Source organism: Candidimonas nitroreducens (assembly GCF_002209565.1).
Classification (GTDB): Bacteria; Pseudomonadota; Gammaproteobacteria; order Burkholderiales; family Burkholderiaceae_B; genus Candidimonas; species Candidimonas nitroreducens.
On sequence record NZ_NJIH01000013.1, the window covers coordinates 94,195 to 107,734 of the forward strand.

General features: G+C 66.1%; 13 protein-coding genes. 6 read left to right on the forward strand and 7 right to left on the reverse strand.

All coding sequences use genetic code 11. The features are described from left to right. Positions 1-5 precede the first annotated feature (5 nt). The 6 genes from CEY11_RS21085 to CEY11_RS25450 all read right to left on the reverse strand — a co-directional run bounded on the left by CEY11_RS21085 (position 6) and on the right by CEY11_RS25450 (position 5,840). Positions 6-1,214, reverse strand: coding sequence for a D-alanyl-lipoteichoic acid biosynthesis protein DltD (locus CEY11_RS21085; RefSeq protein WP_088605398.1), 1,209 nt, complete (start codon positions 1,212-1,214; stop codon positions 6-8). After that, complete coding sequence (locus CEY11_RS21090; protein WP_088605399.1) at positions 1,195-1,431, reverse strand: acyl carrier protein; 237 nt, start codon at positions 1,429-1,431, stop codon at positions 1,195-1,197. The genes CEY11_RS21085 and CEY11_RS21090 overlap by 20 nt, the downstream gene beginning before the upstream one ends. Before the next feature lie 204 nt (positions 1,432-1,635). Beyond that, positions 1,636-3,096: an inorganic phosphate transporter gene (locus CEY11_RS21095; protein ID WP_088605400.1), complete on the reverse strand. Its 1,461-nt coding sequence runs from the start codon at positions 3,094-3,096 to the stop codon at positions 1,636-1,638. Positions 3,097-3,241: 145 nt separating this feature from the next. Then, complete coding sequence (locus CEY11_RS21100; protein WP_088605401.1) at positions 3,242-4,780, reverse strand: MDR family MFS transporter; 1,539 nt, start codon at positions 4,778-4,780, stop codon at positions 3,242-3,244. A gap of 44 nt (positions 4,781-4,824) precedes the next feature. Then, entirely contained in the window at positions 4,825-5,067 is a 243-nt protein-coding gene (locus CEY11_RS21105; RefSeq protein ID WP_269845301.1) for a DUF3820 family protein, read from the reverse strand. A 35-nt stretch (positions 5,068-5,102) separates the two neighbouring features. Next, a complete protein-coding gene (locus CEY11_RS25450) occupies positions 5,103-5,840 on the reverse strand; it encodes a GntR family transcriptional regulator (RefSeq protein ID WP_158215403.1) in 738 nt (245 codons plus the stop codon). A 183-nt stretch (positions 5,841-6,023) separates the two neighbouring features. Between CEY11_RS25450 and CEY11_RS21115 the strand changes: the two genes are divergently transcribed. Genes CEY11_RS21115 through CEY11_RS21140 form a run of 6 tightly spaced genes read left to right on the forward strand, consistent with a single transcriptional unit; the run spans position 6,024 to position 12,588 of the window. Then, positions 6,024-7,013: a Bug family tripartite tricarboxylate transporter substrate binding protein gene (locus tag CEY11_RS21115; protein WP_088605403.1), complete on the forward strand. Its 990-nt coding sequence runs from the start codon at positions 6,024-6,026 to the stop codon at positions 7,011-7,013. After that, complete coding sequence (locus tag CEY11_RS21120) at positions 7,010-8,173, forward strand: CaiB/BaiF CoA transferase family protein (protein ID WP_233155010.1); 1,164 nt, start codon at positions 7,010-7,012, stop codon at positions 8,171-8,173. The genes CEY11_RS21115 and CEY11_RS21120 overlap by 4 nt, the downstream gene beginning before the upstream one ends. Further along, positions 8,174-8,986 (forward strand): enoyl-CoA hydratase/isomerase family protein, encoded by an 813-nt coding sequence (locus CEY11_RS21125; protein WP_088605404.1) that lies wholly within the window; start codon positions 8,174-8,176, stop codon positions 8,984-8,986. A gap of 22 nt (positions 8,987-9,008) precedes the next feature. After that, positions 9,009-9,983, forward strand: a complete 975-nt coding sequence (locus CEY11_RS21130; protein ID WP_088605405.1) for a hydroxymethylglutaryl-CoA lyase — start codon at positions 9,009-9,011, stop codon at positions 9,981-9,983. Positions 9,984-10,042: 59 nt separating this feature from the next. Then, positions 10,043-11,227 (forward strand): acyl-CoA dehydrogenase family protein, encoded by a 1,185-nt coding sequence (locus tag CEY11_RS21135; RefSeq protein ID WP_088605406.1) that lies wholly within the window; start codon positions 10,043-10,045, stop codon positions 11,225-11,227. Beyond that, positions 11,227-12,588, forward strand: coding sequence for an MmgE/PrpD family protein (locus CEY11_RS21140; RefSeq protein ID WP_088605407.1), 1,362 nt, complete (start codon positions 11,227-11,229; stop codon positions 12,586-12,588). The genes CEY11_RS21135 and CEY11_RS21140 overlap by 1 nt, the downstream gene beginning before the upstream one ends. A gap of 64 nt (positions 12,589-12,652) precedes the next feature. Here CEY11_RS21140 and CEY11_RS21145 read toward each other — a convergent pair whose 3' ends face one another. Next, positions 12,653-13,531 carry an SDR family NAD(P)-dependent oxidoreductase gene (locus tag CEY11_RS21145; RefSeq protein ID WP_088605408.1) on the reverse strand — a complete coding sequence of 293 codons (879 nt, stop codon included), beginning with the start codon at positions 13,529-13,531 and terminating at the stop codon, positions 12,653-12,655. Between the last annotated feature and the right edge of the window lie 9 nt (positions 13,532-13,540).

The following is a 13,540-nucleotide window of genomic DNA, read 5'->3' on the forward strand; positions in this document are numbered from 1 at the left end:
GATGTTCATGGCGTTGACGGCTTCCAGGGTGTGTCGGACGCGAAATGCTCGTCTATGGCCTGGTCGGCCAAGGCCCAGCCCAGTTCCCCCAGGTGCATGTCGTCGTTGAAGATGCCCGGCACCGGGCGCAGCGGGTACATGTTCAGGCACGCCATGCCGTAGCGCCTGCACATGGCCATGATGCTGTGCACGGTGGGTATGAATCTCTCGGTATCCAGCACCAGCCTGGAATTCAGCGGCTGCATGATGAAGAAGGCCCGCACCTGCTTGTGCGCCAGGTATTCCATGAGCTGCGACAAGTCGGTGAATTCGCGCGCGGCCAGCGGGTCGCCGCGGGCGAATTCCTGGTGGGTCGGGTCGGGAACCAGCGACAGGTGGGTACGGTAGTAATGGTTGCGCACCGCGTACGGGTTGGCGCCGCTGAGCAGGCGGCCCGTGGCGCGGGCCTCCTCCAGCAGGCGCGGCCAGTCGGCCTGCGGCAGCGCGTTGGGCACGGGGAGGGCGGCATGGCGCGTGGCCGCCCGCGCCGCCGGAGTCGGGTCGTAGGCCGCGCCGCTGGCGATCGGCCGACCCGTCAGCCACATCTGCAGCTTGTCGCGCAATGTGGCCAGCCGCGCCTGTGCGAGCAGGCCGAGTATGCCCCAGGTTTCGTGGTGGCGCACCCAGTAGATCAGGCCGTCGCGGGCCGGCGGCCGGCTCCACAGGCTGTCGAGCACCGGGCCGGAAATATGTTCGGCAAAGGCGCTGGAGGGCAGCTCGCCTTCGGCGGCGAACCAGGCGGGCGAAAGCATGATGACCAGCTTGGTGCGCGGCGTGAAGCTGGCCGACAAGGACTGCAGCACGCGGAATATGCCGTAGGATTGCAGCTTGGCGTGCCCGTAGGCCAGTGTGGGCACGCCCAGTTCGGTGGGGAAAAACCGGTAGGGCACGAAGCGCAGGCCGTGGCGCGACAGCTCCGACGATCCCATGACGACCAGCGTGCCGTCGGCCAGAGCCTGGCCCATGCGCACGAAGTTGACCGATTGCTCGTTCCAGTTGTCGCCCATATTGGGCAGGTAGATGCCCGCCCGTACATCCAGGCCGTCGGTGGCGCGGGGATGCAGGCTGTGCGTCAGGTAGGAATTCAGGCCCAGGTAGGCCAGCAGGGCAATGCCGGCGGCGGTCAGTGCGGCGAGCAGATGCTGGTACAGGCCCTTAAGCGTGTGCCGCCACATAGAGGCAGATGCTCTGCACGGTTTCCATGATTTCGGCGATTTCCGGGGCGGGGATGCCGCAGCCGTACTGTTCTTCGATGGCCAGCGCGATGTCGACGGCGGCCATCGAATCGACCAGGCCGGACTTGACTAGCGAGGCGTTGGCGGCGACGGGCTTGAGTATGACCGATTCGACGATGGCGACGATTTCTGTTTCTAGGTTTTCAGCGACCAGCATGCCGGGCCTGCCCTTTCGGTTCGAGCCGAAATAATATGGGGAAGATAATGTGCAAAAAATGCGCAACGAAGCATTATCCGCGTGTGAAGCTGAATATTGACTTAAACGTATCTTCGGCTACACGGTGGGGCGCCCGGAGAGCCCTCCGCCGGCGGCCCCTTACTTCTGTGGTGGCCGCCCGGAAGCCCCTGAGGCGGCGCCGCTTCAGGCGAATTTCATGCCCAGCAGGAATAGCGCAGCCGCCAGGCACATGGCGGCGGGCAGCGTCAGCACCCAGGCCAGCAGAATATTGCGCACGGTCTTGCCCTGCACGCCGCTGCCGTTTGCCACCATGGTGCCCGCCACGCCCGATGACAGTACGTGGGTGGTGGAAACAGGCAGGGCGAAGATATTGGCCAGGCCTATCGAGGCCACCGCGGTCAGCTGGGCCGACATGGCCTGGGCGTAGGTGATGCTTTGCTTGCCGATTTTTTCACTGACCGTCTGGACGATGCGGCGCCAGCCGACCATGGTGCCCAGGCCGAGCGCCAGCGCGACCGCGGCAATCACCCAGACCGGCGCATATTCGGTGGTGGCGGTCAGATCCTTGCGCACGCGCGCCAGGTCGGCGCGTTCCGGAGCAGACAGTCCGGCCATGCTTTCGATGGTCTTGGCGGTGTTGTCCAGGCACAGCAGGTAGCGGCGCACCGCGACGCGCTTGTCGCCGGCCAGCGCGCCGTAATTATCGATGCCCTGCAGGTCTTGCAGCAGCGTGGCCGTAGTGCGCCCCGTGTTGCGCGGGTCGCAGGCCGGGGCGTCGGTGACCGTGACGCTTTGCCGCAGAATCTGGCGCTGCAGCGCCGGGTCGCTGCGCTCCAGGATCTGTTCCAGGTGGGTGGCGGCATTGCGCGTGTAGTCGATGTCGTAGCTGGTGGCGTTCAGGTTCAGTACGAACTGCGCCGGCACGATGCCGATCAGCACAAGCATGATCAGGCCTATGCCTTTCTGGCCGTCGTTGGAGCCGTGCACGTAGCTCAGGCCCAGGGCCGACAGCACCAGCACCAGCCGGTTCCAGAACGGCGGGTGCTTCTTGCCGTCGATTTCGCGCCGCTGTTCGGTAGTCCGGTGCATTTTCGAGCCGGGCTTCCAGCGCCGCGCCGCCCACAGCAGCAGGGCCGACAGGACGAAGCCCATGATGGGCGAGATCACCAGCGACAGCACGATCTCCAGGGCCTTGCCCCAGTTCACGCCGTTGGCCACCGTCGTGTGCGTGAGCCAGGCGTTGGCAATGCCCACGCCCAGTATCGAGCCGATCAGCGTATGGGAGCTGGAGGAGGGAATGCCGAAATACCAGGTGCCGAGATTCCAGGCGATGGCTGCGGCCAGCATCGAGAACACCATGATCAGGCCGTGGCCGGTGTCGATATGTACCAGCAGTTCCACCGGCAGCAGGTGCACGATGGCGTAGGCCACCCCCACGCCGCCGGTGAGCACGCCAAGGAAATTGAAAATGCCCGACAGGGTCACGGCCAGGTGCGGCGCTATGGCCTTGGTGCTGATCGCCATGGCCACGGCATTGGCCGTGTCGTGAAAGCCGTTGATGAATTCGAAGGCCAGCACGAATGCCAGCGCCAGCACCAGGCTGAAGCCTATCCAGAAGTGCAGGCCGGAGAAAATGTCGAACATGTGGAGGCGGCGGAAGAAGTGGCGCAATTATTGCAGATTTGCGGACGGCGGGCTGCGCGGGCAGCGGCCGGGTGGCGGGTGCGTGTACTGGCGGGGGCGATTCGAGGGCCGGCGCACACCCGCGGCGCCGGCCACCGGGCCAGGGTCAATGGGCCGGCCGGGGGCGCTCGACCGGCGTCCGCTCGCCCAGGGCCTCGTCGCGTACCAGCGTGCTCAGGACGAAGGCGACGAATCCTATGCCCGCCGCCACCGAGAAAATCTTGCGGAACGCTTCCACGGCGCTGCCGGCCAATTGGGCCTTGATCATCGCATCCACGTGCACCTGGGCATCGCCGATCAGAACCTTGATGATTTCGGCGCCCGAGAACCCCGCGGCCGAGGCCGGGGCGTCGGCCTGCAGGGCCGCCAGCAGCAGCGCCATCAGCACGGCAATGCCCATGGCCGCGCCCAGCGAGCGGCAGAAGGCCGAGACCGCGGTGGCGATGCCCACGTAGCGGTGCTCGACGGCGTTCTGCACGGCGACCGTGGACGTGGGCAGCTGCAAGCCTATGCCCAGGCCGGTGATCGCCATGCACACCATGGTGGGCAGCGCCGCATCGGGAGGAAGAAAGGCCAGGCCCAGCACCGCGACCGGCACCAGCAGGGCGCCGAACATCTGCAGGTGCTTGTAGCGGCCCAGGTGCGTCATCAGCCGCCCGCCGATATAGGCGCCGGAGGGTATGGCCAGGCTGAGCGGCACCAGCTGCAGCGCCGAGCCGTCGGCGCCGGCCTTGGTGAGCATCTGCAGCCGCAGCGGGATGAGCACCGACAGCGACACGACCTCGATGAAGGCGATGAACAGGATGGCGCAGGACACATTGACCGTGCGGTTGCTGAACATGCGCAGCGGCACAATGGGTTCTTCCGCGCGCCGCTCCTGCCAATAAAATGCCAGCAGGGCGGCGAGGGTCACGCCGAACAACTTGCTGTTGAGCGGGTCGAGCCAGGCCGCGCCCTGGCCGACCCGGGTAATGCCTATGAGCAAGGTGGCCAGCCCCACGATCAGCAGCACGGCGCCGAGGAAATCGATGGGCCGTTTGACGTTGGGCACCGGCAGCAGCGCCAGCGCGCGGCGCGAAGACAGCAGGGCGACCAGGCCCAGCGGCAGATTGATCCAGAACACCCAGCGCCAGGACAGATATGTGGTAAGCAGGCCGCCCGCCACGGGGCCGGTGACGCTGGCCACGGCAAAGGCCGCACTGATATAGCCCTGGTAGCGGCCGCGGTCGCGCGGCGCCACCACGTCGGCGATGATGGCCTGGGCCACCGAGATCAGGCCGCCGCCGCCCAGGCCTTGCAGGATGCGGGCGCCCACCAGGAACGGCATGCTGGGCGCCATGGCCGAGGCGATGGATGTCAGCAAAAATATGATGATGGCCGAGGACAGCATCACCCGGCGCCCGTACAGGTCGCCGAGCTTGCCGTAGATGGGCGTGGCAACGGCGACCGCGATCAGGTAGCCCGACACCACCCAGGCCAGCAGATCCACGCCCTGCAGATCGGCCGCCATCATGGGCAGCGACACCGAGACGATGGTCTGATCCAGCGCGCCCAGCAGTATGGCAAGCATCAGGCCGATGATGACGGAGCGCACGTCGGTCGGGGACAAGGTGGAGTACAGCGGAGCTTCTCGAGTTTGCGGCATCGTCTGCGTGTATGGGAAATAAGCGTTAGGTGTAGATAGAGGCTTTACGTTTCGGCGCCGCCGCGGCGGTCGCCGCCCGAGGCGCGCAAGGGGCGCAGCAGTTCCCGCAGCCCGTTGTGATCCAGTTCGTACATCAGCGCCAGCATGCGGCCCAGCTCGCCCTCGGGAAAACCGTTGCGGGCGAACCAGCCCAGGTAATGGCCAGGCAGCTCGGCGAGCGGGCGATCTTTGTATTTGCCGTAAGGCATGACGTAATCCGCCAGCCGCTGCAAGGCGCCGGAATCCACGGGCGCGGCCTGGCTGGGGAGGGTGCCCGGCGCGGCTACTTGGCCCATTCCAGCCTCCAGCTGGTGCTGATCTTGAAGCGCTTCTCCGGATAGATATTGTTCGACGACGACAGCAGCCGTCCTTGGGCGCCGAAATAATAGCGCCTGACCTGCAGGGCCGGTGCGCCGGCCGAGGCGCGCAGCAGCTTCGCGATGTCGGCGCTGAGCAGCACCGGCTCGATTTCCTGGCGCGCCTCGACGATCTTTTCCCCGTATTCGCTTTCGATCAGGCCGTGCACCCAGGCGCTGCGGTTATTGATCTGTTCGCGTATGCCTTCATACATCGGATAGACAAAAATCTCGGTATACGAGATGGGAATTTTTCCGTCGGTAGGGTAGCGGCAGGTCAGGAACTTCAGCCAGCGCTGGCCCAGTTCGCAATGCAGCTGCGCGGCCAGCTCTGCGTCCGCGATCACCCATTCCTCGCCCATCACTTTGAGCTTGGTGCGTTGCGTGTATTGGAACAGATCGCTCAATGTATTCAAGGCTGCCACATAGCGCGATTCGGGCTGCCTGGCGCGCACTTCCGTGCCGACGCCCTGGCGGCGCAGTATCAGGCCCATGTCCGCGAGCCTGCGTATGGCTTCGCGCACCGTGTGGCGCGACATGTCGTATTGCTGCGCCAGGTCGGTTTCCGGGGGCAGCAGGCTGCCGACCGGGTAGCGGCCGCTTTCGATGTGGCGGGCCAGTACATCGGCCAATTGCTGGTAGCGAGGACTGCTGGAAGAAGGCATGGCGCATAGTATAGCTATAGCGACCCGATGCGCCGCAGACCCCGCGGCTGCGGCATATCGCCGGCACATGTATTTCCGGCCTTTACTTTTTGGCCGGTACTCGATTAATATATTGTACGGACAACCGTACGACATGTTCATCGACATGCTCGCCGACAATTCATCGACAATGAGGAGACAAGTATGGGCAGTCAATCCCGTGCACTCGTATTCTGCTGCGGCCTGATGGCTACGCTGCTCGGCGTGGCGCCGGCCGCGCCCGCTGCTACACAAAAAGCTTACCCCGATCAGCCCCTGCATCTGGTGATTCCCTACCCGCCGGGCGCCACCACGGATCTGGTCGGGCGGCTGGTCGCGGACAAGCTGCGCGGCACGCTGCATCAGCCCGTGATCGTCGAGAACCGCGGCGGAGCCAGCGGCGAAATCGGCTCCGCGCACGTGGCGCATTCGGCGCCCGACGGCTACACGATCGTGCTGGGCACCGATGCCACGCATGCATCCAACTATTTCATGACCAAGAATCCGCCGTACAACCCGATTACCGATTTCACGCCCATCACGATGGCGGTCAAGAACATTGTGGTGCTGGTGGCGAATCCCGCGTTTCCGCCCAACACCCTTCCCGAACTGGTTACCTATGTGAAGCAGCATCCGGGCAAGGTTTCGTTCGGCAGTTCGGGCAACGGTTCCCCGCACCACCTGGCGGGTGTGCTGTTCAATGAGCTGGCCGGTACCGACATGATGCACGTGCCCTATAAGGGCGGCGGCCCGGCGGCGGTGGATGTCCTGGGCGGGCAGATCCCGCTGATTTTCTCCAGCCTGGCCACCGTGGACTCCTACATCAAGAGCAAGAAGCTCAAGGTCTTGGGCGTTACCGAGAAAAGCCGCTACGAAGGCCTGCCGCAGGTTCCCGCCATCGACGAGGCCCTGCCGGGTTTCGAGATTTCGTCGTGGCTGGGCTTCTTCGGCCCCGCCGGCTTGCCCAAGCCGATCGTGCAGACGCTGAATACGGCGATCGTCGCGGCCTTGCGCACCCCGCAGGTGCGCGACAAGCTTTCTTCCATGGGGCTGCTGGTGGTGGCCGACAAGCCGGAAGATTTCGCCCGCCTGCAGAAAGCCACTTTTGACAAGGCCGGCAAGCTGATCAAGGCGTCTGGCTTGGTGCCGCGATGACGCAGGCGGCGGCCGATGCCAAGGGGCCCCTGGCCGGCATGCTCGTGGTCGAGCTCGGCCACAGCGTGGCGGCGCCGTACGCCGGGCAGGTTCTGGGCGATCTGGGTGCGCAGGTCGTCAAGATCGAGAAGCCCGGCGGCGACGATGCGCGCAAATGGGGGCCGCCGTTCGTCGATGGCGCGTCGGCGACCTTTCAGGCCTTGAATCGCAGCAAGCGTTCGGTGGTGCTCAATCTGCGCGACGACGCCGATCGCGATGCCCTGAAAGACCTGATCCGCACGCGTGCCGATGCGGTGCTGCAGAATCTGCGGCCCGGCCAGCTCGATGGGCTGGGCCTGGGCGCGCAGGACATGCTGGCGCTCAAGCCCTCGCTGGTGTATTGCAATCTGGGGGCTTTCGGCGCGCGCGGGCCCTTGGCCGGCCAACCCGGGTACGACCCGCTGATGCAGGCCTTCGGCGGCATCATGAGCGTGGTGGGCGAACCGGGACGCCCCGCGGTGCGCGTCGGCCCCTCGATCATAGACGTGGGCACCGGCATGTGGGCGGCCCTGGGCATTGTCTCGGCATTGCTGCGCCGCCAGCTCACGGGCCGCGGCTCGGTGGTCGATGTTTCCTTGTTCGAGACGGCGGCCGCCTGGATGACGATGCATGCCGCGCAGTTCCTGGCCGGCGGCCAGCTGCCCGGCAAGGCGGGCTCGGGGCAGGTGGGCATCGTGCCCTATCGCGCTTATGACACCGCTGACGGCGAACTGGTCGTGGCGGCGGGCAACGACGGCCTGTTCCGCGGGTTCTGTACCGTGCTGCGCCACCCCGAATGGGCGGATGACCCGCGTTTCGCCGGCAATCCGGACAGGGTGCGCAACGCGCAGGCTCTGTATGCCTTGCTCGAGCCAGAGATGCTGCGGCATGGCAATGCGCATTGGATCGCATTACTGCAAGAGCAGGGCATCCCTTGCGCTCCGGTGCAGAACGTGCGTCAGATGCTGGAACATCCGCAGACCCGGGCGCTGGATATTCTGCGGCAGGTGCCGGGCTCCAGCATCCCCCTGATCGGCCTGCCGCTGTCGTTCGACGGCGAACGTCCCCACGGCCCGCACGGCTCGCCGGCCCTGGGCGCCGACACGCTGTCGTCCGTTGGTTCCGATTCGAGAGATAGTTGAATGAGTGTTCAAGAAGTATTTCCCGCCTACCAATGTCTTGCCGTGGGCACTCCGCAGCCGCATGTGCTGTGGGTGGCGCTGGATCGGCCGCAGGCCCTCAATGCCATCAATACCCTCATGGGCCGCGAGCTGCTGGATCTATGGACGCGCCTGGCCGAGGACGCCGCCGGCATACGCTGCGTGGTATTGACGGGCAGCGGCGACCGGGCCTTCTGCGCCGGCGGCGACCTGAAGGAGCGCAATGGCATGAGCGACGAGCAGTGGCGCCGCCAGCACGAGCTGTTCGAGCGTGCTTTCGTGGCGCTGCTGGAATGCCCCGTGCCCGTGATCGCGGCCGTCAACGGCCATGCTTATGGCGGCGGCTGTGAAACCGTGCTGGGCTGCGACTTCGTCTACGCGGTGCGGCAGGCGCGTTTTGCTCTGGTCGAAACCCGTCTCGGCATCATGCCGGGCGGCGGCGGCACGCAGACCCTGGCGCGGGCGGTGGGCGAGCGGCGTGCCAAGGAATTGATTCTTTCGGCCCGGCCGTTTTCCGCCGGGCAGGCCGAACAATGGGGCCTGGTGAACCAGCTGTGCGACAGCGTCGGCGAACTGCGCGACCGGGTATTGGCCACTGCGGGCGAGATAGCCGCCAATGCGCCGCTGTCGGTGCGCCAGGCGAAGAAGTCGGTGCACCACGGCTTGCAGACGGATCTGCTCAGCGGCTACCGCTACGAAATAGAAGCCTATAACCGTTTGGTGGTAACCGAAGATCGGCACGAGGGCGTGCGCGCATTCAACGAGAAGCGTGCGCCGCTGTTCAAGGGGCGGTGATATGGCACAGGAAAGAACGGCAATGGCTCGGAGCAGCGACGACTGCGTCGAAGTGTGCGAGGTCGGTTTGCGCGACGGGCTGCAGATGGTGCAGGAGTTCCTGCCCACCTCCGCCAAAATAGACTGGATCCGCTGCGAGCATGCCGCGGGCATGCATGAAATAGAAGTCACTTCGTTCGTGCCGCCGAAGCTGGTACCGCAGTTCGTCGATGCCTCCGAGGTCGTGGCTGGGGCCCTGGCCCTGCCGGGGCTGACGGTGGTGGGCCTGGTGCCGAACCTGAAAGGGGCCGAGCGCGGGGTGGCCTTGGGTGTGCACAAGCTCAATTTCGTGATGTCGGTAAGCCGCACGCACAATCTGAAGAACGTGCGGCGCGAACGCGAGGAATCGGTCGAGGACTTCCGGCGCATCGCCGACATGCTCAAGTCGCTGCCCGCGGGCTCCCGGCCCAGGCTGATCGGCGGTCTGTCCACGGCCCTGGGCTGCTCTTATGAAGGCAGTATCGCGGTGGATGACGTGTGCCGCTACGCCCAGGCATTGGCCGAGGCGGGCGCCGACGAACTGCTGATCGCCGACACCGTGGGCTATGCCGGGCCGGCGCAGGTGCGTGCCGTTTTCGGTGCAGTGCGGCGTGCGCTGGGCGATGCGATGGCTTTGGGGGCGCACTTCCATGATACGCGCGGACTAGGCCTGGCCAATGTCGCTGCGGCCCTGGACTGCGGCGTGCGCCGCTTCGATGCGTCGCTGGCCGGGCTCGGGGGCTGCCCTTTTGCACCCGGCGCAACGGGCAATATCGTCATGGAAGACCTTTGCTTCATGCTGGAATCCCTGGGCATGCGCACGGGTGTGGATCTGCAGCGCCTGCTCGAGGTCAGGCGCATCCTGCACGATCATCTGCCGTCCGTACCCCTGCACGGCGCGCTTGCGCGGGCGGGCCTGCCCACCGGCTATCGGCCGGCCGGCCGCAGCCCCGCCGCGCCCGTCGGTGCGGCCCATTGATCTGATCCCCTCGTCCGGCCGTTCCGGATGGCTTTTCTTTCATTGCAACAGAGAGACTCATGAGCGACCAAGCTATCGACACATGCATAGAACTGGGAGAAGACTATCCCGAAATCCGCGAAGGGGTACGGCGCATCTGTGCCGATTTTCCCGGATCGTACTGGCGCGAGATCGACGCCAAAGAGGCTTACCCCGACGAGTTCGTGCGGGCCATGACCGAGGGCGGCTATCTGGCGGTCTTGATCCCCGAAGAGTATGGCGGGGCGGGGCTGCCGGTGCGCGCGGCCGGCGTGATCCTGCAGGAGTGCCACGCCGCCGGCTGCTATGCGGCCGCATGCCATGCCCAGATGTACACCATGGGCACTTTGCTGCGCCATGGCAGCCCGGAGCAAAAACAAGCCTATCTGCCGCGCATCGCCAGCGGCGAGCTGCGCCTGCAGGCATTTGGCGTCACGGAGCCGACCACGGGCACGGACACCACGAAATTGAAGACGCGCGCGGTGCGTGACGGCGACCACTATGTGGTGTCCGGACAGAAGGTCTGGACTTCGCGCGCACTGTATTCCGACTTGATGTTGCTGCTGGTGCGCACTACGCCGGTGGATCAGGTACAGAAAAAGACCGACGGCCTGTCGGTGCTGCTGGTGGACATGCAGGAAGCGCGCGGCAATGGCATGGAAATCCGCCGGCTGCCGGCGATGATCAACCACAACACGACGGAAATATTCTTCGACCAGATGCGAGTGCCCGTGGCCAATCTGATCGGGCCCGAGGGCAAGGGGTTCCGCTGCATCATGGACGGCATGAACGCCGAACGCATTCTGGTATCGCACGAGTCCCTGGGCGATGCCCATTGGTTCATCCGCACCGCGTCGGCCTACGCGAGCGAGCGCATCGTCTTCGACAGGCCCATCGGCAAGAACCAGGGCGTGCAGTTTCCCATTGCGCGCGCCTATGCCGAAACGCAGGCGGCCGACATGATGCTGCGCAAGGCCGCGGCGCTGTTCGAGGCGGGCAAGCCTTGCGGGGAAGACGCCAACATCGCCAAGCTGCTGGCCTCCGAGGCGGCCTGGCATGCCGCCGAGGCCTGCATGCAGACGCATGGCGGCTTCGGCTACGCGCGCGAATACGATGTAGAGCGCAAGTGGCGCGAGGTGCGCATCCAGCAGATCGCCCCGGTGTCTACCAACCTGATCCTGGCGTACATCGGCGAGCATGTGCTGGGCATGCCGAGGTCTTATTGATGCCGGCCATGGGTCTGACGGGCCAGGTGGCCCACTATGCCAGCAGCGGGCTCGCCGATCCCGGGAGCGACGTCATGGCCGCGGTGCGCGGAGGCTTCGCCGATACGGTGGCCTGCATGCTGGCGGGCCGGCGCGAACCGGCAGTGCAGGCGGTGCGGGCCTATGTCGCCGCGCAGCAGGGCCGCGGCGGCGATGCGCGCATACTGCTGGGGCCTGAATACGCCCGCAGCGGCGACGCGGCGCTGGTCAATGGCACGGCGGCGCATGCGCTCGACTTCGACGACGTGGGGCTGTGCGGCCATCCCAGCGCGGTATTGGTGTCCGCCCTGTTGGCCGAAGGCGAACGGCTGCATCGCAGCGGCATGGATGTGATGCGCGCCTACGTCGTCGGCTACGAGGTGTGGGCGGAACTGATCGGCCGCGATGCGGATCAGCACCATGTCAAGGGTTGGCATCCGACTGCCGTATTCGGTGTGCTGGGTGTGGCGGCGGCGGTGGTGAACCTGCGCCGGCTCGATCCGGCCCTTGCCGCCCATGCGCTGGGCATCGCCGCCAGCCTTGCCGCGGGCGTGGTCGCCAATTTCGGCAGCATGGTCAAGCCCTTCCACGCGGGCAGGGCGGCGGCCGCCGGCATCATGGCGGCGGACATGGCCGAAGCCGGCCTGCAGGCTTCGGCCGACGTGCTGGAGCATCCGGCAGGCCTGCTGGCGGCGCTGTCGCCCCGCGGGAGGGTGGATACGCGCCGCGCCGCCGCTTTCGGCACCGACCTACGCCTGGCGCGGCTGGGCCTGACCGTAAAGAAATATCCCATGTGCTTTGCCGCGCATCGTATCGTCGATGCCGCGCTCGACCTGTGCGACAAGCATGACCTGCGCCCGGCCGACGTGGCGCGCGCACGGGTGACGATCGGCACGGCGCAGGCAGCCATGCTGCGCAACCACGCCCCGCAAACCGCTTTGCAAGCCAAGTTCAGCATCGAGTTCGCCGTGGCCGCGGCTCTGGCCGCGCATCGGCTCGGGCTCGAGCAGATGGACGATGCCTTCGTGCAAAGCGCCGAGGTGCAGTCATTGATGCGGCGGGTGGAAATCGCCACCGTCGACAGCGTGAACCCGGACGAACCCTCGCTGGCTGCCAGTGACCGCCTGGTGGTCGAGCTGCATGATGGCGCCCGGCTGGACAGCGGTGAAGTCTATGCCGCGCGCGGTACCCCGGGCAGTCCGCTGGCTCCGGGAGAGCTGCGCCGTAAATTCCTGGACTGCGCGGCGGCGACCGCCGGCCGCAGCGATGACCCCGATGGCTTGTACGAACGGCTCATGCAACTGGATGCAATGGCAGACCTCGCCGAGCTGATGCCGTCTTGATGCTGCCAAACTGACTGGGTGGAACTGCTGCTGCGGCTTGGCTGGCGCGGCGGAGCCGGGGGATTCAGCGCGGCTCGCCTGCGGCTTTGGCCAATTCGTGCCGTGGCTGCTCCCAGCCCGAGGCAGGGATGAACTGGCCGTCCTGCTCCTGGACTTCCTTCAGCCGCCGGCACAGCGTTGCGGCGAGGTCTTGCGCGCCGCCGATATGGATGCCTTGCGTCATGGTGACGTGGGCGCATTCGAAGCTGCCGCCGCCGGCCAGCAGGATCATGCGGGTCGGGGCATCGTCGCCCGCCAGGGCAAGCAGGGCGGGGCTGACGCGCTCGGGCGTCAGGACCGATGCGGCGTCCCCGGGCAGCAGGCCCTCGGTCATGGCGGTCGCGGCGCTGGGCGCCAGGCAGTTGACGCGAATGTCGTGCTTGGCCCCTTCCAGCGCCAGGGTCTGCATCAGGCCGACCAGCGCCATCTTGGCGGCGGCATAATTCGACTGGCCGAAGTTGCCGTAAAGCCCCGAAGACGAGGTCGTCATGACGATGCGTCCGTGGTGCTGCGCCTGCATCTGCGGCCAGACCGCCTTGGCGGCATGCACGGAGCCCATCAAGTGCACGTCCAGCACCAGGCGGAAATCGTCGAGCGGCATTTTGGCGAATGTACGGTCGCGCAGGATGCCCGCGTTGTTGACGAGGATGTCGATGCGTCCGAATTCCCCAAGCACGCGGGCCGCCATGTCCTGCATGGCCTCGTATCGCGTCACGTCCGCCACGCAGGCGATTGCCGCGCCGCCCGCCTGGCGAATTTCTTCGGCCACGGCGTGGGCTCCTGTGCCCAGGTCGTTGACTACTACCCGTGCGCCGTGGCGCGCCAGTTCCAGTGCGTGGCTGCGGCCCAGCCCGGCGCCGGCGCCCGTGACGATGGCCACCCGGGATTGCAGAGGTTTGGACATGGTCTGGTT

What these genes read in the sequence shown, in the direction of transcription:
- CEY11_RS21085 (WP_088605398.1), bottom strand. Translation starts at nt 1,214, where the DNA reads ATGTGGCGGCACACGCTTAAGGGCCTGTACCAGCATCTGCTCGCCGCA.
- CEY11_RS21090 (WP_088605399.1), bottom strand. Translation starts at nt 1,431, where the DNA reads ATGCTGGTCGCTGAAAACCTAGAAACAGAAATCGTCGCCATCGTCGAA.
- CEY11_RS21095 (WP_088605400.1), bottom strand. Translation starts at nt 3,096, where the DNA reads ATGTTCGACATTTTCTCCGGCCTGCACTTCTGGATAGGCTTCAGCCTG.
- CEY11_RS21100 (WP_088605401.1), bottom strand. Translation starts at nt 4,780, where the DNA reads ATGCCGCAAACTCGAGAAGCTCCGCTGTACTCCACCTTGTCCCCGACC.
- CEY11_RS25450 (WP_158215403.1), bottom strand. Translation starts at nt 5,840, where the DNA reads ATGCCTTCTTCCAGCAGTCCTCGCTACCAGCAATTGGCCGATGTACTG.
- CEY11_RS21115 (WP_088605403.1), top strand. Translation starts at nt 6,024, where the DNA reads ATGGGCAGTCAATCCCGTGCACTCGTATTCTGCTGCGGCCTGATGGCT.
- CEY11_RS21120 (WP_233155010.1), top strand. Translation starts at nt 7,010, where the DNA reads ATGACGCAGGCGGCGGCCGATGCCAAGGGGCCCCTGGCCGGCATGCTC.
- CEY11_RS21125 (WP_088605404.1), top strand. Translation starts at nt 8,174, where the DNA reads ATGAGTGTTCAAGAAGTATTTCCCGCCTACCAATGTCTTGCCGTGGGC.
- CEY11_RS21130 (WP_088605405.1), top strand. Translation starts at nt 9,009, where the DNA reads ATGGCTCGGAGCAGCGACGACTGCGTCGAAGTGTGCGAGGTCGGTTTG.
- CEY11_RS21135 (WP_088605406.1), top strand. Translation starts at nt 10,043, where the DNA reads ATGAGCGACCAAGCTATCGACACATGCATAGAACTGGGAGAAGACTAT.
- CEY11_RS21140 (WP_088605407.1), top strand. Translation starts at nt 11,227, where the DNA reads ATGCCGGCCATGGGTCTGACGGGCCAGGTGGCCCACTATGCCAGCAGC.
- CEY11_RS21145 (WP_088605408.1), bottom strand. Translation starts at nt 13,531, where the DNA reads ATGTCCAAACCTCTGCAATCCCGGGTGGCCATCGTCACGGGCGCCGGC.